This is a genomic window from Isoptericola sp. NPDC056573 (genome assembly GCF_042793335.1).
Taxonomy (GTDB): domain Bacteria; phylum Actinomycetota; class Actinomycetes; order Actinomycetales; family Cellulomonadaceae; genus Isoptericola.
Window position 1 is genome coordinate 150,659 of record NZ_JBHTUY010000010.1, and the last position, 19,543, is coordinate 170,201.

The window sequence follows — 19,543 nt, forward strand, 5'->3', positions numbered from 1 at the left end:
CCGGCGCCGGATAGCCTGACCGGGTGACCTCTCGCTCCCGGGGATGGGTGGTCGGCCGCATCGCGGGCGCGCCCGTCCTCGTCACCCCGTCGTGGTTCCTCGGCGCCGTCGTCCTGACCCTCGTGTTCGCGCCCTCGGTACGGACGTGGTTCGCGCCCCAGCTGGGCACGACGGCGGTGCTCGTCGTCGCGGCCGCCTTCGTGCTCCTGCTCTTCGGGTCCGTGTTCCTGCACGAGGTGGCCCACGCCCTCGTCGCTCGGTCGCGCGGGCACCGCGTCACCGAGATCGCGTTGACCCTCTGGGGCGGTCACACCGCCTACACGGGGTCGGGCGGGCGCCCGCTCGACGGTGCCCTCGTGGCCGTCGTCGGCCCGCTGACCAACCTCGTGCTCGCGGCCGCGTTCTGGGTCGTGTACCTCCTGCAACCGGTGTCGTCCGTCGCGACGGCCCTGCTCCTGGCCGGGGCGTTCTCGAACGCGTTCGTCGGGTTCTTCAACCTGCTGCCCGGGCTGCCGCTGGACGGCGGGCAGATCCTCGAGTCCGCCGTCTGGGGCGCGACGGGCTCGCGCTCGCGGGGCACGCTCGCCGCGGGCTGGGTGGGGCGCGTGGTCGCGGTCGGCGTGCTGGCGGTGGCGCTGCTGTGGCCGCTGCTCGAGGGGCGCAGGCCGTCCTGGGTGACGGTCGCGTGGGCGGCGCTCATCGGCGCGTTCCTGTGGTCCGGGGCGGGCGAGGCCATCAAGGGCGCGCAGACCAGGGCCCGGGTCGCGGGGCTGTCCGCGCGGGGCCTCGCCGTACCCGCCGTCGTGCTCCCGGTCACCGCCACGGTCGCCGGGGTCTCCGACGCGGCCGCGCGGCAGCCGGGCGCGGTCGTGGCCGTCGTCGGGCCGGCCGGGGAGCCCGTGGGCTGGGTGGATCCGGGCGCCGTCGCGAGCGTGCCCGCCGACCAGGCCGCCGCCACGCCGGTGGAGGCCGTCGTCGTGCCGTTCCCGCCCGGCTCGGCGGTGGGTCCCGAGCTCGAGGGCGACGAGCTGCTCGACCGCCTCGCCCACGGGTCGTCGGGCGCGCGGGTGGTGCCGGTCGTGGACGACGGCCGTCTCACGGGGGTGCTCGACGTGGCGCGGGTCGCGGCCGCGCTCCGTCGATGAGGTGCCGGCGGGCGGGCCGGTAGACTCGCCCGTCGTGACCGACGCCGACGCCACCGCGCCCGAGAACCGCCCGACCGTCGACCCGACCGGCAGCGCCACGGGTGCGGACCTGCGCCGGGGCCCGCTGCGCGAGGGGGACCGGGTGCAGCTCACGGACCCCAAGGGGCGGCTGCACACCATCACGCTCAAGCCCGGCGGCACGTTCCACACGCACAAGGGCTACTTCCGCCACGAGGACCTCATCGGCCGGCCCGAGGGGTGGGTCGTGACCAACACGGCGGGGATCGAGTACCTCGCCCTGCGGCCCCTGCTGAGCGACTACGTGCTGTCCATGCCGCGCGGCGCCGCCGTCGTGTACCCCAAGGACGCCGGCCAGATCGTGCAGATGGCCGACATCTTCCCCGGTGCGCGCGTCGTCGAGGCGGGTGTCGGCTCCGGGGCGCTGACGATGTCGCTGCTGCGCGCCGTGGGCGACGCCGGCGAGCTGCACTCCATCGAGCGCCGCGAGGACTTCGCGGCGATCGCGCGCGGCAACGTCGAGTCGTTCTTCGGCGGCGAGCACCCGGCGTGGCGGCTGTCGGTCGGCGACCTCGCGGACGTGCTGCCCACCGTGGCGGAGCCGGGCAGCGTCGACCGCGTCGTGCTCGACATGCTCGCGCCCTGGGAGAACGTCGACCCCGTGGCGCGCGCGCTCGCGCCGGGCGGCGTGCTCGTCTGCTACGTCGCGACCGCCACGCAGCTGTCCCGCACGGCCGAGGACCTGCGCGCCGACGGCCGGTTCGCCGAGCCGCAGGCCTGGGAGTCGATGGTGCGCGGCTGGCACCTCGAGGGCCTCGCGGTCCGCCCGCAGCACCGGATGATCGGGCACACCGGCTTCCTCATCACGGCGCGGCGGCTCGCCGACGGCGTCGCGCCGCCCGAGCGGACCCGCCGCCCGGCCAAGGGCTCCTACCCCGCCCCGGACGCCGAGTGGTCGGAGGAGGAGCTGGGCGAGCGCGCCGTGTCGGACAAGAAGATCCGTCGTGTGCGGCGCGACCTGGGGGTCGCCCCGGACGACGCGCAGGGCTGAGGTCGTTCGGGAGGCCGCGGAGCCGCGGCAGGTCACCGGAAGGTCTCGGTCGTGTGAACCTCGCGACCGGTCCGTGAAATGAACCCCCGGACACCCGTGTTGATGTCTAGGGTGCTGTACTCCGGGGGCACCTTCCCGTCCGGGGAGGCGGCCACCCGGGCCGCACGAGAGGGGATGCGATGTCCGACAACCCTGTCCGCCCGGAGCCTCGACCGGAGCAGCCGGCGCTGCCCACCGGACCGAGCCACGACGCACAGCTCGCCCTCCTCGCCGCCAAGAACGAGCGGCTCGCCGAGGCGCTCCGCGCCGCCCGCGACCAGATCGTGGAGCTCAAGGGCCAGATCGATGAGCTCGCCAAGCCCCCGGGGACGTACGCGACGTTCCTCGCCGCGCACGACGACGGCTCGGTCGACATCTCGTCGGCCGGCCGCAAGATGCACGTGCAGGCGAGCCCGGGGCTCGACGTCGCCGAGCTGCGGCCCGGCCAGGAGGTCAAGCTCAACGAGGCCATGACGGTGGTCGAGGTCGGCGGCTACGAGCGGACCGGTGAGCTGGTCACCGTCAAGGAGGTCCTCGACGCCGAGCGGGTGCTCGTCGTCGGCCGCGCCGACGAGGAGCGGGTCGTGCGGCTCGCCGGGTCGGTCGTGGACGCCGAGCTGCGGGTGGGCGACGCGCTCACGGTCGACCTGCGCAGCGGGTTCGTCTACGAGGTGGTGCCGAAGTCGGAGGTCGAGGAGCTCGTCCTCGAGGAGGTGCCCGACATCGCCTACGAGGACATCGGCGGGCTGGGGCCGCAGATCGAGCAGATCCGCGACGCCGTCGAGCTGCCGTTCTCCCACCCCGACCTCTTCCGCGAGCACGGGCTGCGGCCGCCCAAGGGCGTGCTGCTGTACGGGCCGCCCGGGTGCGGCAAGACGCTCATCGCCAAGGCGGTGGCCAGCTCGCTCGCCGGGATGGTCGCCAGCGCGCAGGGCGGCGACCCCACGGCCAAGAGCTACTTCCTCAACGTCAAGGGCCCGGAGCTGCTCAACAAGTACGTGGGCGAGACCGAGCGGCACATCCGCCTGATCTTCGCGCGCGCCCGGGAGAAGGCGACGCAGGGGGCGCCCGTCGTGGTGTTCTTCGACGAGATGGAGTCGCTGTTCCGCACCCGCGGCACCGGCCTCTCGTCGGACGTCGAGACCACGATCGTGCCGCAGCTGCTCGCCGAGATCGACGGCGTCGAGCGGCTCGACAACGTCATCGTCATCGGCGCCTCGAACCGCGAGGACATGATCGACCCCGCGATCCTCCGGCCGGGCCGGCTGGACGTGAAGATCAAGATCGAGCGGCCGGACGCCGAGGGTGCCACCGAGATCTTCGGCAAGTACCTCACGCCCCAGCTGCCCATCCACCCCGACGACCTGGCCGAGCACGGCGGCAGCCACACCGAGGCCGTCGCGGCGATGATCAACAGCGTGGTGGAGCGGATGTACTCCGAGGACGAGGAGAACCAGTTCCTCGAGGTGACCTACGCGTCGGGCGACAAGGAGACCCTGTACTTCAAGGACTTCAACTCCGGCGCGATGATCCAGAACGTCGTGGACCGGGCCAAGAAGTCGGCGATCAAGGACTTCCTGGCCACGGGTCAGCGGGGCATCCGGGTCGAGCACCTCCTGTCGGCGTGCGTCGACGAGTTCAAGGAGAACGAGGACCTGCCGAACACCACCAACCCCGACGACTGGGCGCGCATCAGCGGCAAGAAGGGCGAGCGCATCGTCTTCATCCGCACGATCGTCCAGAAGAAGGGCGGCGACGGCACGCCGCGCACCATCGACACGGTGACCAGCACGGGGCAGTACCTGTAGTCCCCGCGCCGCCACGAGATCGAGGTGCCCGTCACGAGGCCGACCCACCGTGGGTCGACTTCGAGACGGGTACCTCGATCTCGTTCGTGGCCACCTAGGGTGGTGGCGTGAGCGTTCGTCGCGTGATGGGGATCGAGACCGAGTACGGCGTGCTGGCACCGGGGCGGCCCATGGCCAACCCGATGCTCATGAGCTCGCAGGTGGTCATGACGTACCGCGCCCTGGTGGCGCGGGCGGGCGCCCGCCCGCCGGCCCGGTGGGACTACGACGACGAGGACCCGCTGCAGGACGCCCGGGGATTCCACCTCCAGCGCGCGTCGGCGCACCCGTCGCTCCTCACCGACGACCCGTCGCGCCCCGCGCCCTCCGGCCCGACGACGGGCAGCACGCCGGCGTCGGCCCAGGTGGCCTCCGCGGCCGGCACCCCGGGCGGCACGGCGCGCGGGCGCGCGGCGCGGGCCGCGCGGCAGGAGCCGGAGGAGGTCGAGCGGCCGTCCGTGGAGGACTACGACGACCCGAGCGCCGCGAACTGCATCCTTACCAACGGCGCGCGTCTCTACGTGGACCACGCGCACCCCGAGTACTCGTCGCCCGAGGTCACGGGGCCGCGCGACGGCGTCCTGTGGGACGTCGCGGGGGAGCGGGTCATGCTCGCGGCGGTGCGGTCGCTCGCGGAGGTGCCGGGTGGCGAGGTGGTGCTCTACAAGAACAACGTGGACGGCAAGGGCGCCAGCTACGGCACGCACGAGAACTTCCTGGTGGACCGGGCGCTGCCGTTCGGCACGCTCGTCGAGCTGCTGACGCCGTTCCTCGTCACGCGGCAGGTGTTCGCCGGGTCGGGCCGGGTCGGGCTCGGCCCGACGGGCTCGGAGGCGGGCTTCCAGCTCTCCCAGCGCGCCGACTACATCGAGGCGGAGGTGGGGCTGGAGACCACGCTGCGCCGCCCGATCGTCAACACCCGCGACGAGCCGCACGCGGACCGCACGCGGTGGCGGCGCCTGCACCTCATCATCGGCGACGCGAACCTCTTCGAGGTCGCGACGTTCCTCAAGCTGGGCACCACCTCGCTGGTGCTGTGGGTGCTCGAGCACCTCGACGAGCTGGCCGAGGCCGGCGTGCCCGCCCGCGAGGAGCTCGCCGCGCTGCGGCTCGCGGACCCGGTCGCCGACGTGCAGCGGGTGTCGCGCGACCTCGCCCTCACCGCGCGGCTCGACCTCGCCGACGGCCGCCGGCTCACGGCGCTGGAGATCCAGGAGGCGTACGCGGACGTCGTCGCCCGGTCGGTCGCGGCGCTCGGGGGTCCGGGTGACGGCTCGGTCGACGTGCCGGGGGAGACGCCGGGCGACGACGAGACCGCGCAGGTGCTGGACCGCTGGCGGTCGGTGCTGCAGCGGCTGGGCACGGACCCGGCGACCTGCGCTCGCGAGGTCGAGTGGGTGGCGAAGCGACGGCTCCTGGAGCGGATGCGGTCGCGGGACGGGCTCGGCTGGGACCACCCCCGGCTGCACGCGATGGACCTGCAGTGGACGGACGTGCGGCCCGAGCGCGGCGTCTACCACCGGCTCGTCGCGTCCGGCGCCGTCGAGCGGCTCGTGGACGACGAGCGGGTGGCGGACGCGGTGCACCACGCACCGGCGGACACGCGGGCGTGGTTCCGCGGCGAGGTGATGGCCCGGTACGCCGACCAGGTCTCGGCCGCGAGCTGGGACTCGGTGATCTTCGACGTCCCGGGGGCCGCCGCCCTGCAGCGGGTGCCCATGCTCGACCCGTCGCGGGGCACGCGGGCCCACATCGGCGCCCTCCTCGACGCCAGCCCCGACGCGGCGGCGCTGCTCAAGGGGTTGAGCGGCGAGGGATGAGCGCGGGCCGACCGTCCGCTCACCCGCGCTGACCGGGCGCTGACCGGCGCTGACCGGCGACGACGTCCCCCGGACCGTGCGTGGACCGTGCGCGGGTGGAGTCGTTCAGCCCTCGGCGCAACCGGCGTGGACGTCGCCGCGCGGTGTCGGCCGCAGCGCATAGGCTGGCGTCGCGAGACTCTCCCGGAGCTCCTCACGGGGGCTCCGCAGCAGCGAAGGAGGCGGACCATGGCCGGTCAGGAACGGATCAACCCGCAGCACGAGGACCGCACGCCCGACGACGACGCGGACGCCCCCGCCCCGGTCGCCCCTGCGGCGTCCGAGCGCGACGCCGAGGTGGACGCCCTGCTGGAGGAGATCGACGAGGTCCTCGAGACGAACGCCGAGTCGTTCGTCCGCGGCTTCGTGCAGAAGGGCGGTCAGTGAGCGCCCATGACCCACGCTGACACCTCGGGACGGCTGCCGGACGCGTTCCTGCGCCCCGGCTCGTCCTCGTTCGTGGACTTCCTCGCCGGCCACGCGCCCGACCTGCTGCCGGGGCGTCGCGACGTCGGCGGCGCGGGTGCGCCCGCGGACGGCCTCGCGCCGCACGCCACCACGATCGTCGCGCTGAGCTTCGGCACGGACGACGGCGGCCGCGGCGTGATCATGGCGGGCGACCGCCGCGCCACGGCGGGCAACCTCATCGCCAGCCGGGAGATGGAGAAGGTCTTCGCCGCCGACGCCTACTCGGTGGTCGGCATCGCGGGGTCCGCCGGCGTGGCGATCGAGCTCGTGCGCCTCTTCCAGCTCGAGCTGGAGCACTACGAGAAGATCGAGGGCTCCCTGCTGTCGCTCGACGGCAAGGCCAACCGCCTGTCCACGATGATCCGCGGCAACCTGCCTCTCGCCCTGCAGGGGCTCGCGGTGGTGCCGCTGTTCGCGGGCTACGACCTCGACCGCGGGTACGGGCGGCTGTTCAGCTACGACGTCACCGGCGGACGGTACGAGGAGCACGACCACCACACGGTCGGCTCGGGCTCCGTGTTCGCGCGCGGGGCGCTGAAGAAGCTGTGGCGGCCCGGGCTCGACGCCGACGCCGCGGTCGGCGTCGCGGTCGAGGCGCTCTACGACGCGGCCGACGACGACAGCGCGACCGGTGGCCCCGACCCCGTGCGGCAGATCTGGCCCGTGGTGACGGTCGTGACCGCCGACGGCGTGCGCCGGGTGGCGGACGACGAGCTCGCCGCGACGGTCGCGCGGATCGTCGACGAGCGCGGGGCCGCCCACCGGGCCGCCCACGGCGACCGCCCCGCCGGCGGTCCCCGGACCGGGTACCAGGGGGGTGCGCACGCATGACGATGCCGTTCTACGTCTCGCCCGAGCAGCTGATGAAGGATCGGGCGGACTTCGCCCGCAAGGGCATCGCCCGCGGTCGGTCCGTCGTCGTGCTCGCCTACTCCGGCGGGATCGCGTTCGCCACGGAGAACCCGTCGCGCGCGCTGCACAAGATCTCGGAGATCTACGACCGCATCGCGTTCGCCGCGGTGGGCAAGTACAACGAGTTCGAGAACCTGCGGGTCGCCGGCGTGCGCTACGCGGACCTGCGCGGGTACTCGTACGACCGCACCGACGTCACCGCGCGGGGGCTCGCCAACGCGTACGCGCAGACGCTCGGCACCGTGTTCACCACCGAGTCCAAGCCGCTCGAGGTCGAGCTGGTCGTGGCGGAGGTCGGGGACACCCCGGCCGCCGACCAGATCTACCGGCTGTCCTACGACGGCTCCGTCGCGGACGAGCACGGGCACGTCGTCATGGGCGGCCAGGCCGAGCAGCTGGGCGCGCGGGTCGCGGAGGCCTGGCACGAGGGGATGACGCTCCCGCAGGTGCTCACGCTCGCCGTGCGCACCCTCGGGGCGGTGGGGTCGGACGGGTCCGTCGCCGCCGAGGGGGAGGAGCGCGAGATCGCGCCCGCCGGCCTCGAGGTGGCGGTGCTGGAGCGCGCGGGCCGGCGGCGCGCGTTCCGCCGGCTGCAGGGCGCGACGCTGGCCGGGCTGCTCGAGCAGCAGGGTGAGTGAGACAGGCGCCTGAGACGGGCGAGCAGGTCGGGCAGCACGTCCGGCAACAGGGCCGAGCGAGGGGAGACGTCGTGGACCGCAGGATCTTCGGTCTGGAGACCGAGTACGGGGTGACGTGCGCGGCGGACGACGGGCGCGGCCTGTCCGCGGACGAGGTGGCCCGCTACCTGTTCCGCAAGGTCGTGGCGTGGGGGCGGAGCTCGAACGTCTTCCTGCGCAACGGCTCGCGCCTCTACCTCGACGTCGGGTCGCACCCCGAGTACGCGACGGCGGAGTGCGACGACGTGCATCAGCTCGTCGCGTACGACCGGGGCGGCGAGCGCATCCTCGAGGGGCTGGTCGCCGACGCGCAGCAGAGGCTCGAGCACGAGGGCCTGTCCGGCAAGGTGCACCTGTTCAAGAACAACACCGACTCCGCCGGCAACTCCTACGGCTGCCACGAGAACTACCTCGTGCGCCGGCAGGGCGACTTCTCGCGCCTGTCCGAGGTGCTGGTGCCGTTCCTCATCACCCGCCAGGTGCTCACGGGCGCCGGGAAGGTCCTCGCCACCCCGCGCGGCGCCGTCTACTGCCTCTCCCAGCGCGCCGACCACATCTGGGAGGCCGTCTCCAGCGCCACCACCCGCTCCCGGCCGATCATCAACACGCGCGACGAGCCGCACGCCGACGCGGAGAGCTACCGGCGCCTGCACGTCATCGTCGGCGACTCGTCGATGGCCGAGCCGACCACGATGCTCAAGGTCGGCGCCACCGACCTCGTGCTGCGCCTGGTCGAGGCGGGCGTGCCGATGCGCGACCTCACCCTTGAGAACCCCATCCGCGCGATCCGCGAGATCAGCCACGACCGCACCGGGCTGCACCCCGTCCAGCTCGCCAACGGGCGCACCGCCACCGCCGTCGACATCCAGTGGGAGTACTTCCACCGCGTGCGTGAGCACGTCGACGCGCACTCCGGTGCCACCCCCGTCGTCAAGCAGGTCCTCGACCTGTGGGAGCGCGGCCTGCGCGCTCTCGAGTCGGGCGACCTGACCCTCGTGGACCGCGAGCTGGACTGGGTCATCAAGCTCAAGCTCATCGAGCGGTACCAGGCCAAGCACGACCTGCCGCTGGACGACCCGCGCATCGCCCGGCTCGACCTCGCCTACCACGACATCTCCCGCACCGAGGGGCTGTACAACCTCCTCGCCGCGCGCGGCATGGTGGAGCGCGTGGTCACCGACCTCGAGGTGTTCGAGTCGACGGCGGTGCCGCCGCCCACCACCCGCGCCAAGCTGCGGGGGGACTTCGTGCGTGCCGCGCAGGAGGCGCGCCGGGACTACACCGTGGACTGGGTGCACCTGAAGCTCAACGACCAGGCGCAGCGCACCGTGCTGTGCAAGGACCCGTTCAAGAGCGTCGACGAGCGCGTGGACCGGTTGATCGAGTCGATGTAGGTGTGGCGGGACCGCCGTGCCCTGGCGGAATCGTCGCGCGGACGCGTTCACGGGCGCCAGGGCGCCCTCCACTTCGGGAGGGATACGTCTGCGCGGAGAAACCGCCGCGCCCCGCTCGGTGCACCGGCTCCGGGCCGACGTCGGCGAGGCGACCCCCGCGGACACGGCAGGTCGTCGGCCTGCGGCCAGGTGCGGGCGCGGACCGCTGATCAGGGTGAGCGGCGGGCGTGGCAGACTGTCGCGGTGCTCCGCCGTCTGTCCCTGCTGATCTCGCTGCTGCTCGGTGGTGCGCTCGTGCTCGGCGGGTGCGGCTCGTCGGTGCTGGAGGACCTGGGCAAGCGGCCGTCGTCCGCGCCGTCGGCGGCGCCCGTGCAGGTGTCGGGAGCGGTGGGGGAACCGCCCGCCCTCGACTACGAGCAGCCCTACGACGTGGTGCAGGCCGGGGCGCGGACGGTGTGGCCCGGGTCCGGCGATCCCGTCGTGGACGGGGAGCCCGTGCTGCTGAACATGTATGCCGAGGACGGCCGTGACGGCACCGTGATCTCGAGCACGTACATCGACGCGCCGGGGTGGTACACGATGTCGGCGGAGTCGCTCGGCTCCAACCTCTACGACACGCTGCGGGGCCAGAAGGTGGGGGCGCGGATGCTCCTGCTGGAGGAGGACGGCGGGGTGCCCGTGATCCTCGTCGTCGACGTGCTGCCCACGCACGCGGCGGGCGCCGAGGTGACCGCGGCGAAGGGGCTCCCCACCGTCGAGCGCCGCGACGACGGCACCCCGAGCGTGACCGTGCCGACGAAGGCCGACCCGCCCTCCGACCTGCAGGTGCAGCCGTTGGTGCGGGGCACGGGACCGCAGGTGCAGGTGGGGCAGGTCGTCACGATGCGGTTCACCGCGGTGCGGTGGAGCGACGGGCGGCAGTTCGACACCACGTGGAGCGCCGGGACGCGGCCGCAGTCCGCGACGGTCGGCATCGGCCAGCTCGTCGACGGCCTCGACCAGGGGCTGATCGAGCAGACCGTGGGCTCGCAGGTGCTGCTCGTGGTGCCCCCGGGCCTCGGCTACGGTGGCACCAGCAGCGACCTCGCCGACGAGACCCTGGTCTACGTCGTGGACATCCTGGACGCGCACTTCCAGGTGACCGAGGACGAGTCGACCGGCCAGGGCAAGGGCGACGACGGCGGCGACCCGGAGAAGGACGCACCGGAGGAGCCGCCCGGCGACTAGCCGGCGAGAGCAGCGACGACAGCAGCAAAGGAAGGGTGAGTCCCGCATGTCCGTGGCCGTCCGCGTGATCCCGTGCCTCGACGTCGACGACGGACGGGTCGTCAAGGGCGTCAACTTCACGAACCTGCGTGACGCGGGCGACCCCGTGGAGCTGGCCTCCCGGTACGACCGTGAGGGCGCCGACGAGGTGACGTTCCTCGACGTGTCCGCCTCGTCGGGCGACCGCGCCACCATGGTCGACGTGGTGCGCCGCACAGCTGATCAGGTGTTCGTGCCGCTCACGGTGGGCGGCGGCGTCCGGTCCACGGACGACGTCGACCGGCTGCTGCGCGCCGGGGCCGACAAGGTCGGCGTCAACACCGCCGCCATCGCCCGGCCCGAGCTGGTGGCGGAGATCGCCGCGCGCTTCGGGCGCCAGGTGCTCACCCTGTCCGTGGACGCCCGCCGCGTCACCGGGGAGACCGTCACCGCCTCGGGCTACGAGGTCACGACCCACGGCGGCCGCCGCGGCACCGGGATCGACGCCGTCGAGTGGGCCGCGCGCGCCGCACACCTCGGCGCGGGCGAGATCCTGCTGAACTCCATGGACGCCGACGGCACCACCTCCGGCTTCGACCTCGACATGCTCGCCGCGGTGCGGGAGCGGGTCGACGTGCCGCTCGTGGCGTCGGGAGGCGCCGGGGTGCCGGAACACTTCGTCGCCGCGGCCCGGGCGGGCGCCGACGCCGTGCTCGCCGCGAGCGTCTTCCACTTCGGCACGCTGTCGATCGGTCAGGTCAAGGCGGCGCTCGCCGAGGCGGGCATCGAGGTGCGGAGGTGAGCACGGGGTCGGTCGGACGACACCCTCGCGGACGACGAGCGGAGCCGTGACGACCGCGCTCACCGGGTCGAGGCTGCGCCGCTCGGCGACGCTCGTCTGGCGCGGCATGCGCTCCGAGCCGCGGCTGTACGTGCTGGCCGTGGGCGCGTCCGCCGTGTTCGGCGCCGCCACGGTCGCGGTGAGCCGGGCCGTCGGCTGGGCCACCGACGCGGTCGTCGTCCCGGCGATCGCGGGCGACCCGGACGCGAGCTCGCGCGTCTGGGTCGCGGGGCTCGTGCTCGCCGCGGTGGCGCTCACGCTCGCCCTCGGCGTCGCCGGGCGGCGCATCTGGGCCGGCTACGGTTTCGCGGCGATCCAGGCGCACCACCGGCGCGGGCTGTCCCACCAGTACCTGCGCCTGCCCGTCTCCTGGCACCGCGCGCACCCGGCCGGCCGGCTGCTGTCCGCGGCGAGCGCCGACGTCGAGGCCGCCACCGGTGTCTTCAACCCCCTGCCCTTCGCGCTCGGCGTCGTGGTGATGATCGGCGTCGCGGCGGGGACGCTGCTCGCGGTGGACGTGTGGCTGGCGGTCGCGGCCCTCCTGGTCGTGCCGGCCGCGATCGCCGCGAACGTCGTCTTCCAGCGCCACATGACGCCCGCCGTCACGCGCGCGCAGCAGCTGCGGGCCGAGGTGGCCGACGTCGCGCACGAGTCGTTCGAGGGCGCCCTGCTCGTGACGTCGCTGGGCACCGCCGACCGCGAGGAGCGCCGGTTCGCCGAGCGCACCGACGCGCTGCGTGCCGCGAACGTCCGCGTCGGCACCGTGCGGGCCGTCTTCGACCCGGTCATCGAGCTGCTGCCCTCCCTGGGCACGCTGGCCGTGCTGGGCGTGGGCACCTGGCGGGCGTCGACCGGGGCGGTCGACGCGGGCGACGTCGTGACGGCCGCCTACCTCCTGACGGTCATGGCCGTGCCGGTGCGCGCGTTCGGCTGGGTGCTCGGCGAGCTGCCGCGCGCCCTCGTCGGGTACGACCGGATCGCGGGCATCCTCGACGCCCCGTCGACGCTGCTGCCGGGCACGCGGGCGCTCCCGCGCGCGGCGGGCGGCCTGGCGGTCCGTCTCGAGGGCGTCGGGGTGGTGGTGCCGGCGGCCGGCACCACGGTCACCCTGCTCGACGCCGTCGACCTCGACGTCGCGCCCGGGACCACCGTGGCCGTGGTGGGCAGCACCGGCGCGGGCAAGACGACCCTCGTGTCGCTGCTCGCGCGACTCAGCGACCCGAGCCGCGGCCGGGTGCTGCTGGACGGCGCGGACGTGCGCGACCTCGCCGCGGGCGAGGTGCCCGCGCAGGTCGCGCTCGTGACGCAGCAGACGTTCGTCTTCGAGGACACGGTGCGCGCCAACGTGACCCTCGCCGACCCCGGCGACGACGGCGTGCCGGACGACGCCGAGGTCTGGGAGGCGTTGCGCGTCGCGCGCGTCGACGACGTCGTGCGCGCGCTGCCCGGCGGGCTCGACGCGCCCCTGGGCGAGCGCGGCGCCAACCTGTCCGGCGGGCAGCGCCAGCGACTCGCCGTCGCCCGGGCGCTGGTCCGCCGCCCCCGGCTGCTCGTGCTCGACGACGCCACCTCGGCCGTCGACCCGCGCGTCGAGGCGGAGATCCTCGGGTCCCTCGCGTCGGCGCGCGGCGACGGCCGGGGAGAGGCACGGGGCACGACCGTCGTGATGGTCGCCTACCGCATGTCGTCGGTCGCCCTCGCGGACGTCGTCGTGCACCTCGAGGGCGGCCGTGTCGTCGACGTCGGGCCGCACGCGGACCTGCTGGCGCGCGACCCCGGGTACCGCGCGCTCGCCACGGCGTACGAGCGGGAGACGGAGCGTCGGGCGCGCGAGCTCGCCGACGAGGCGGCCGCGGGGGAGGGGCTGCCGGAGGCCGAGCCGGAGGTCGAGCCGGAGCCCGGGACGGACGTCGAGGAGCGGGAGGGGACACGGTGAGCGCGACACGCATCGCCGCCGCCAGCGAGCTGGGCGTCCTCGCCACGCTCCGGCGGGGCGTGCAGATCTCGCCGCAGATCGTGGACGGCCTGTGGCTCACGCTCGCGCTCGCCGTGCTGGCGGCCGCGGGCCGGGTCGTCGTGCCGGTCGCGGTGCAGCGCACGATCGACGACGGCATCCTCGCCGGCGGCGGGCCCGACGCGGGACGGGTGGCGCTGCTGACCGGGCTCGCGGCGGGCGCCGTCGTCGTGGCGGGGCTGTGCACCGCCGTCGTCAACGTGCGTCTCTTCCGCCGTACCGAGGCGGGGCTCGCCGCGCTGCGGGTGCAGGCGTTCCGGCACGTGCACGACCTGTCCACCCTGGCGCAGGGCACCGAGCGCCGCGGCGCGCTCGTGTCCCGCGTGACCTCCGACGTCGACACGATCTCGCTGTTCGTGCAGTGGGGCGGCATCCAGCTGCTCGTCTCGACCTTGCAGGTGCTCGTGGCCACCGCCCTCATGGCCGTGTACTCGTGGCAGCTCACGCTGGTGGTCTGGGCGTGCTTCGTGCCGCTGTTCCTGGTGCTGCGGCGCGCGCAGGGCACGGTGAACCGCGCCTACGCGGCGGTGCGGCAGGCGGTCGGCGCGATGCTCGGCGCGATCTCCGAGGCCGTGGTGGGCGCCGAGACGGTGCGGGCGTACGGCGTGGCCGCGCGGACCGGGCGCCGGGTCGACGCGGCCGTCGAGAGGACTCGCGCCACGCAGGCCCGCGCCCAGCTCCTCGTCTCGTCGGTGTTCTCGAGCGGCGTGCTCGTCGCCAACCTGGTGCTCGCCGTGGTCGTCGTGGTGGGCACGCTGCTCGGCGTCGGCGGTGGCCTGACCGCGGGCCAGGTCGTCGCGTTCCTGTTCCTCGTGCAGCTCTTCACCGGTCCGGTGCAGCAGGCCACGGAGATCCTCAACGAGCTGCAGAACGCCGTCGCGGGCTGGCGGCGCGTGCTCGCCGTGCTGGAGACGCCCCTCGACGTGGCGGACGCCGACGACGCGACGGCGAGCCCCCGGGGACCGGCCAGGGTGACGCTGCGCGGGGTGCGGTTCGCCTATCCGGACGGGCCCGAGGTGCTGCACGGGGTGGACCTGGAGCTGCCCGCACGCCGCAAGGTCGCCGTCGTCGGACGCACGGGATCGGGCAAGACCACGGTCGCCAAGCTGGTCGCCCGCCTCATGGACCCGACGGCCGGGGCGGTGCTGCTCGACGGCGTCGACCTGCGCCGCCTCACGCTCGCCTCGCTGCGCGAGCGGGTCGTCCTCGTGCCGCAGGAGGGCTTCCTCTTCGACGGCACGGTGGAGCAGAACGTCGCCTACGGGCTGCGCCCCGAGCCGCCGTCCGACCCGCGCGAGACCAGGGCCCGTGTCGCGGGGGCCGTGGACGCCCTCGGCCTCACCGACTGGGTGGCGGGGCTGCCGCAGGGCCTGGACACGCCCGTCGGCCAGCGTGGCGAGGCGCTGAGCGCGGGGGAGCGGCAGCTGGTCGCCATCGCGCGCGCCTACCTGGCCGCCCCCGACCTGCTGGTGCTGGACGAGGCCACCTCGGCCGTCGACCCCGCCGCCGAGGTGCGGATCGCGCGGGCGCTGGACTCGCTCACGTCCGGGAGGTCGACCCTCACCATCGCCCACCGGCTCTCGACGGCGGAGGCGAGCGACCTCGTGGTCGTCGTCGACGACGGGCGCGTGGTCGAGGTCGGCGGGCACGCGGAGCTGGCGGCCGCGGGCGGCGTCTACGCGCGGATGCACGCGAGCTGGGTGGCCCAGACCCGCTGACGGGCGTGCCGACGGGGCGGACGGTGCGCCCCGCGCCCCGCCGCGCCGTGGGAAGATGCATGGGTGCCCGATCTGACCGACGCCTCCCTGCCCGGGGCTGCTCTCGACCCCGCGCTCGACCCCGCGATCGCCGACCGGCTCAAGCGGGACGAGCACGGCCTCGTCGCCGCGGTCGTGCAGCAGCACGACACCGGCGAGGTGCTCATGCTCGGCTGGATGGACGACGAGGCCCTGCGCCGCACCCTCACCGAGGGCCGCGTGACGTTCTGGAGCCGGTCGCGCGAGGAGTACTGGCGCAAGGGCGACACGTCCGGGCACGTCCAGCTCGTCCGGTCCGTCGCGCTGGACTGCGACGGCGACGCCCTGCTCGTGCGCGTCCACCAGGTGGGCGCCGCGTGCCACACCGGCTCGCGCACCTGCTTCGAGGCGGGCGGCGACCTGGGGGCCGTCGTCGGCCCCGACGCGCCCGCCGCCTGACCGCGCCCTCGCCACCGGCGGCGCACCACGCGCCGCACCGCCCAAGCCCGACCACCCACGTACAGCCCGACGATCCTCAGGAGGACCGGTGACCACGCCCACCGTCGCGCAGCCCCACCCCGCCCCGCGCACCGCCCCCGTGGCGGGCCCGTCGGAGCAGGACCTGGCGTGGGGCGCGACGTGGCCGGGTCTCGGGACGTTCCGCGAGCTGGCCGCCGACCGCCGGGTGATCCCCGTGGTCCGGCGCGTGCTGGCGGACGACGTCACGCCGGTCGGCCTGTACCGGACGCTCGCCCAGGACCGCCCGGGCACCTTCGTGCTCGAGTCGGCGGAGTCGTCCGGCGGCTGGTCGCGCTGGTCGTTCGTGGGCGTCGACTCGCGCGCCACCCTCACGGCGTCCGACGGGCGCGCCGTGTGGCACGGCGACGTCCCGGCGGGCATCCCGCTCGAGGGCGACGTCGTCGAGGTGCTCGGCGCGGCGCTGGAGGCGCTGCGCACGCCGCCGATCGAGGGACTGCCCCCGCTGACGGGCGGGCTGACCGGCGCGCTCGGCTGGGACGTGGTGCGCCACTGGGAGCCCACGCTGCCCGCGAACGCCCCCGACGAGCTCGGCGTGCCGGAGGTGGCGCTGAGCCTCGCCACGGACCTCGTGGCGGTCGACCACCACACGGGCAGCGCCTGGCTCATCGCCAACGCCATCAACGGCGACGGCACCGACGAGCGGGTCGACGAGGCGCACGCCGACGCCGTCGCCCGCCTCGACGCGATGCAGGCGCGGCTGGCCACGCCGGCCCCGCCGCAGCCGACGGTGCTGCGCGGGCCGGACGAGGTGACCGAGCCCGCCCTGGAGTTCCGCTCCACGCGCGAGGAGTTCGAGGCCGCCGTGCGCACCGGGCAGGAGGCGATCCGCGACGGCGAGGTGTTCCAGGTGGTGCTGTCGCAGCGCCTCGGCCTGGACTGCCCGGCCGCGCCGCTGGACGTGTACCGCGCGCTGCGCACCATCAACCCGAGCCCGTACATGTACTACTTCCGGCTCACCGGCCCCGACGGGCGCGACCTCTCCGTCGTCGGCTCCAGCCCCGAGACCCTGGTGAAGGTGACGGACGGGCACGTCACGACCTACCCGATCGCCGGCTCGCGTCCGCGCGGCGCGACCGTCGAGGAGGACGTGGCGTTCGGCGAGGAGCTCCTCACCGACCCCAAGGAGCGCGCCGAGCACCTCATGCTCGTCGACCTGTCGCGCAACGACCTGGTCAAGGTCTGCGAGCCGACGTCGGTCGAGGTGGTCGAGTTCATGGCCACCCGCCGGTTCAGCCACATCATGCACCTGTGCTCCACCGTGGTGGGCCGCCTGCGACAGGGCGCGACGGCGCTCGACACCCTGCGCGCGACGTTCCCCGCCGGCACCCTCTCGGGGGCTCCCAAGCCGCGTGCCATCGCCCTGATCGACGAGCTGGAGCCCGCGTCCCGCGGGATCTACGGCGGCACCGTGGGCTACTTCGACTTCGGCGGCAACATGGACATGGCCATCGCGATCCGCACCGCGTGCATCCGCGACGGCAAGGCGTGGGTGCAGGCCGGCGGTGGCATCGTCGCTGACTCGGTGCCGGCTCTCGAGTACGAGGAGTCGCGCAACAAGGCGGCCGCGGCGGTGCGCGCGGTGCAGCTGGCCGCGCGGTTCCGGGCGCTCTGAGCGCGGCACGGACCAGCACGACGGACGGGCAGGCGGACATGGACGACGACAGAGCACGGGCAGCGCACGACGGCACCCAGGACGGCACGCACGAGGGCGACGGCGGTCGCCCGCTGGGCCGCGGGCCGCTGCGCGCGCGGTCGCGGGCGGTGTGGTCGGTGGTGGCGGTCGGCGGGCTCACCCTCGCGACGGCGTCGCCGACCTGGGTGAGCACGACGGTGTCGACGGCCCTCGAGCCGACGGTCGACGTCGCGGTCACGGGCACGACGGCGGCGCCCGCCGTGGGCGCCGCCGCGCTCGTGGTGGTGGCGGGCGGCGTCGCCCTCGCCATCGCGGGCCGCGTGGCGCGCTGGGTCGCGCTGGTCGTCGTCGCGCTCGCGGGCGCCCTGGCCACCGCCTCGGCGGCGGCCGTGCTGCTCGACCCGCTGCCCGCCGCGACGTCGGGCGCGTCGGCGACCGCCGGCGTGACGGACCTCACGTCGCCCGTCTCCGTCGCCGTGTGGCCCTGGCTGACCGCGGTGCTCGGCGTGGCGGCGGTGCTCGTCGCCGCCCTCGCGGCGGCGGGCGCGCCCGCCTGGGGAGCCACCTCCGGGCGGCACGAGCGCGCCGATGCCGCACCCGGCGCGGGCGGCAGCGCCCCGAGCGCCGAGGCGCCGCCGTCGGGGGACGACCCCGACGCGCCTGGTCAGCACGACCCCCACGACGCCTGGGACGCGCTCTCCCGGGGAACCGACCCGTCCGCGGACCGCTAGGCTGGACCGCGCACCACGTCACGAAAGGGCATCACATTCCCATGACCGAGAACCGCAACGCCGAGGTCGCCTACCTGCCCCCGGCCGTCCCGCCGACCAACCACGGCCACACGACCGCCGCGTGGACGGCGATGATCGGCATCATGCTGGGCGTGGCCGTCGGCGCCGTCGGGATGCTGCCCCCGGTCCCGGACGCGGTGGTCTGGGTCGGTGCCGTGATCGTGGCCGCCTCGCTCGTGCTCGGCCTCGTGCTGCGCAACATGGGCCTCGGACAGCCGAAGGACGGCGTGACGCCGCGCCGGGCTCCTTCCGGCCACTGAGCTTCCTCCCGGCGGCGGCCCCGACCGCCCGCCGGCACGAGGACGGCGCGCCCCCGACCCACGGGGGCGCGCCGTCGTCGTCTCACGCTCGGAGACGTGTCCGGGCCGTCCCGCGGACGGGCCTACGATGGCAGGCAGACGTCGGTGCGGCGTCAGGGGACGGGGAGGCAGACCATGACGGTCCTGGAGGACATCGTCGCGGGGGTCCGTGAGGACCTCGCGGTACGCCAGGCGCGGACGTCGCTCGACGAGCTCAAGGAGCGCGCGGCGCGCGTGCCGGGCGCGCTCGAGTGCTGCGGCCGGCTGCTCTCGGAGGATCGCGTCGCCGTGATCGCGGAGGTGAAGCGATCCAGCCCCAGCAAGGGCAACCTGGCGTCGATCTCCGACCCCGCGGCGCTGGCCGAGGAGTACGCCAGCGGCGGGGCCAGCGCGATCTCCGTGCTCACGGAGCAGCGACGGTTCGGCGGCTCGCTCGCCGACCTGGACGCCGTCCGCGCCCGCGTGGACGTGCCCGTGCTGCGCAAGGACTTCGTCGTCACGCCGTACCAGGTGTGGGAGGCGCGGGCCCACGGGGCGGACCTCGTGCTGCTCATCGTCGCGGCCCTGGAGCAGACCGTGCTGACGTCCCTGATCGAGCGGGTGCACTCGCTCGGCATGACGGCGCTGGTCGAGGCCCACACCGACGACGAGGTGCGTCGCGCCCTCGACGCCGGGGCGCGCGTGGTGGGCGTGAACGCCCGCGACCTCAAGACGCTCGAGGTGGACCGCACGACTTTCGCGCGCCTCGCCCCGCTCATCCCCGACGACGTCGTCCGCGTCGCCGAGTCCGGCGTCCGCGGCCCGCACGACGTCCTCGACTACGCCCGGTCCGGCGCGCACGCCGTGCTGGTCGGCGAGGCGCTCGTGACCGACGGCGCCCCGCGCCGGTCGGTGGCCGACCTGGTCGCGGCCGGGCAGCACCCCGCGCTGTGGTCGGTCCGCCCGGCGGCCCAGCCGTAACCACCGCAGCACGTCGCACGACCACGGCACAACACCACACACGGCACACCATCCCGACGCGTCCTGGACGGCGG

General features: G+C 74.8%; 17 protein-coding genes. All 17 read left to right on the forward strand.

Annotated features, from left to right (window positions below):
- Window positions 1-23 precede the first annotated feature (23 nt).
- The 17 genes from ACFQ8E_RS17510 to trpC all read left to right on the forward strand — a co-directional run bounded on the left by ACFQ8E_RS17510 (window position 24) and on the right by trpC (window position 19,469).
- The gene (locus ACFQ8E_RS17510; protein ID WP_430551845.1) at window positions 24-1,145 is read left to right on the forward strand and encodes a site-2 protease family protein; all 1,122 of its coding nucleotides are present in this window, start codon (window positions 24-26) and stop codon (window positions 1,143-1,145) included.
- A gap of 109 nt (window positions 1,146-1,254) precedes the next feature.
- Window positions 1,255-2,214, forward strand: a complete 960-nt coding sequence (locus ACFQ8E_RS17515) for a tRNA (adenine-N1)-methyltransferase (RefSeq protein WP_430551867.1) — start codon at window positions 1,255-1,257, stop codon at window positions 2,212-2,214.
- A gap of 179 nt (window positions 2,215-2,393) precedes the next feature.
- Entirely contained in the window at window positions 2,394-4,061 is a 1,668-nt protein-coding gene (gene arc, locus ACFQ8E_RS17520; RefSeq protein WP_430551846.1) for a proteasome ATPase, read from the forward strand.
- 125 nt (window positions 4,062-4,186) lie between these two features.
- Complete coding sequence (gene dop, locus ACFQ8E_RS17525; RefSeq protein ID WP_430551868.1) at window positions 4,187-5,920, forward strand: depupylase/deamidase Dop; 1,734 nt, start codon at window positions 4,187-4,189, stop codon at window positions 5,918-5,920.
- A gap of 228 nt (window positions 5,921-6,148) precedes the next feature.
- Window positions 6,149-6,346, forward strand: a complete 198-nt coding sequence (locus tag ACFQ8E_RS17530; protein WP_430551847.1) for a ubiquitin-like protein Pup — start codon at window positions 6,149-6,151, stop codon at window positions 6,344-6,346.
- A gap of 6 nt (window positions 6,347-6,352) precedes the next feature.
- Complete coding sequence (prcB, locus tag ACFQ8E_RS17535; protein WP_430551848.1) at window positions 6,353-7,258, forward strand: proteasome subunit beta; 906 nt, start codon at window positions 6,353-6,355, stop codon at window positions 7,256-7,258.
- Entirely contained in the window at window positions 7,255-7,977 is a 723-nt protein-coding gene (gene prcA / locus ACFQ8E_RS17540) for a proteasome subunit alpha (RefSeq protein ID WP_430551849.1), read from the forward strand. The genes prcB and prcA overlap by 4 nt, the downstream gene beginning before the upstream one ends.
- 71 nt (window positions 7,978-8,048) lie before the next feature.
- Complete coding sequence (pafA, locus tag ACFQ8E_RS17545) at window positions 8,049-9,410, forward strand: Pup--protein ligase (RefSeq protein WP_430551850.1); 1,362 nt, start codon at window positions 8,049-8,051, stop codon at window positions 9,408-9,410.
- 243 nt (window positions 9,411-9,653) lie between these two features.
- Window positions 9,654-10,637 (forward strand): FKBP-type peptidyl-prolyl cis-trans isomerase, encoded by a 984-nt coding sequence (locus ACFQ8E_RS17550; protein WP_430551851.1) that lies wholly within the window; start codon window positions 9,654-9,656, stop codon window positions 10,635-10,637.
- A 46-nt stretch (window positions 10,638-10,683) separates the two neighbouring features.
- Window positions 10,684-11,457, forward strand: a complete 774-nt coding sequence (gene hisF / locus ACFQ8E_RS17555) for an imidazole glycerol phosphate synthase subunit HisF (RefSeq protein WP_430551852.1) — start codon at window positions 10,684-10,686, stop codon at window positions 11,455-11,457.
- 106 nt (window positions 11,458-11,563) lie between these two features.
- Window positions 11,564-13,432 (forward strand): ABC transporter ATP-binding protein, encoded by a 1,869-nt coding sequence (locus ACFQ8E_RS17560; protein WP_430551869.1) that lies wholly within the window; start codon window positions 11,564-11,566, stop codon window positions 13,430-13,432.
- Entirely contained in the window at window positions 13,429-15,228 is a 1,800-nt protein-coding gene (locus ACFQ8E_RS17565) for an ABC transporter ATP-binding protein (RefSeq protein WP_430551853.1), read from the forward strand. Before ACFQ8E_RS17560 ends, ACFQ8E_RS17565 begins: the two co-directional genes overlap by 4 nt.
- A gap of 72 nt (window positions 15,229-15,300) precedes the next feature.
- Window positions 15,301-15,705, forward strand: coding sequence for a phosphoribosyl-AMP cyclohydrolase (gene hisI, locus ACFQ8E_RS17570; RefSeq protein WP_430551870.1), 405 nt, complete (start codon window positions 15,301-15,303; stop codon window positions 15,703-15,705).
- A 139-nt stretch (window positions 15,706-15,844) separates the two neighbouring features.
- Window positions 15,845-17,398 carry an anthranilate synthase component I gene (locus ACFQ8E_RS17575; protein WP_430551871.1) on the forward strand — a complete coding sequence of 518 codons (1,554 nt, stop codon included), beginning with the start codon at window positions 15,845-15,847 and terminating at the stop codon, window positions 17,396-17,398.
- A 38-nt stretch (window positions 17,399-17,436) separates the two neighbouring features.
- The gene (locus ACFQ8E_RS17580; RefSeq protein ID WP_430551854.1) at window positions 17,437-18,150 is read left to right on the forward strand and encodes a Trp biosynthesis-associated membrane protein; all 714 of its coding nucleotides are present in this window, start codon (window positions 17,437-17,439) and stop codon (window positions 18,148-18,150) included.
- Window positions 18,151-18,191: 41 nt separating this feature from the next.
- Complete coding sequence (locus tag ACFQ8E_RS17585; protein WP_430551855.1) at window positions 18,192-18,470, forward strand: HGxxPAAW family protein; 279 nt, start codon at window positions 18,192-18,194, stop codon at window positions 18,468-18,470.
- Between the two features lie 174 nt (window positions 18,471-18,644).
- Window positions 18,645-19,469, forward strand: coding sequence for an indole-3-glycerol phosphate synthase TrpC (gene trpC, locus ACFQ8E_RS17590; RefSeq protein ID WP_430551856.1), 825 nt, complete (start codon window positions 18,645-18,647; stop codon window positions 19,467-19,469).
- Window positions 19,470-19,543 lie beyond the last annotated feature (74 nt).

Excerpts from the sequence above, each read along its gene's own strand:
- arc (WP_430551846.1), top strand. The coding sequence starts at position 2,394 with ATGTCCGACAACCCTGTCCGCCCGGAGCCTCGACCGGAGCAGCCGGCG.
- dop (WP_430551868.1), top strand. The coding sequence starts at position 4,187 with ATGGGGATCGAGACCGAGTACGGCGTGCTGGCACCGGGGCGGCCCATG.
- ACFQ8E_RS17530 (WP_430551847.1), top strand. The coding sequence starts at position 6,149 with ATGGCCGGTCAGGAACGGATCAACCCGCAGCACGAGGACCGCACGCCC.
- prcB (WP_430551848.1), top strand. The coding sequence starts at position 6,353 with ATGACCCACGCTGACACCTCGGGACGGCTGCCGGACGCGTTCCTGCGC.
- prcA (WP_430551849.1), top strand. The coding sequence starts at position 7,255 with ATGACGATGCCGTTCTACGTCTCGCCCGAGCAGCTGATGAAGGATCGG.
- hisF (WP_430551852.1), top strand. The coding sequence starts at position 10,684 with ATGTCCGTGGCCGTCCGCGTGATCCCGTGCCTCGACGTCGACGACGGA.
- ACFQ8E_RS17560 (WP_430551869.1), top strand. The coding sequence starts at position 11,564 with ATGCGCTCCGAGCCGCGGCTGTACGTGCTGGCCGTGGGCGCGTCCGCC.
- ACFQ8E_RS17580 (WP_430551854.1), top strand. The coding sequence starts at position 17,437 with ATGGACGACGACAGAGCACGGGCAGCGCACGACGGCACCCAGGACGGC.
- ACFQ8E_RS17585 (WP_430551855.1), top strand. The coding sequence starts at position 18,192 with ATGACCGAGAACCGCAACGCCGAGGTCGCCTACCTGCCCCCGGCCGTC.
- trpC (WP_430551856.1), top strand. The coding sequence starts at position 18,645 with ATGACGGTCCTGGAGGACATCGTCGCGGGGGTCCGTGAGGACCTCGCG.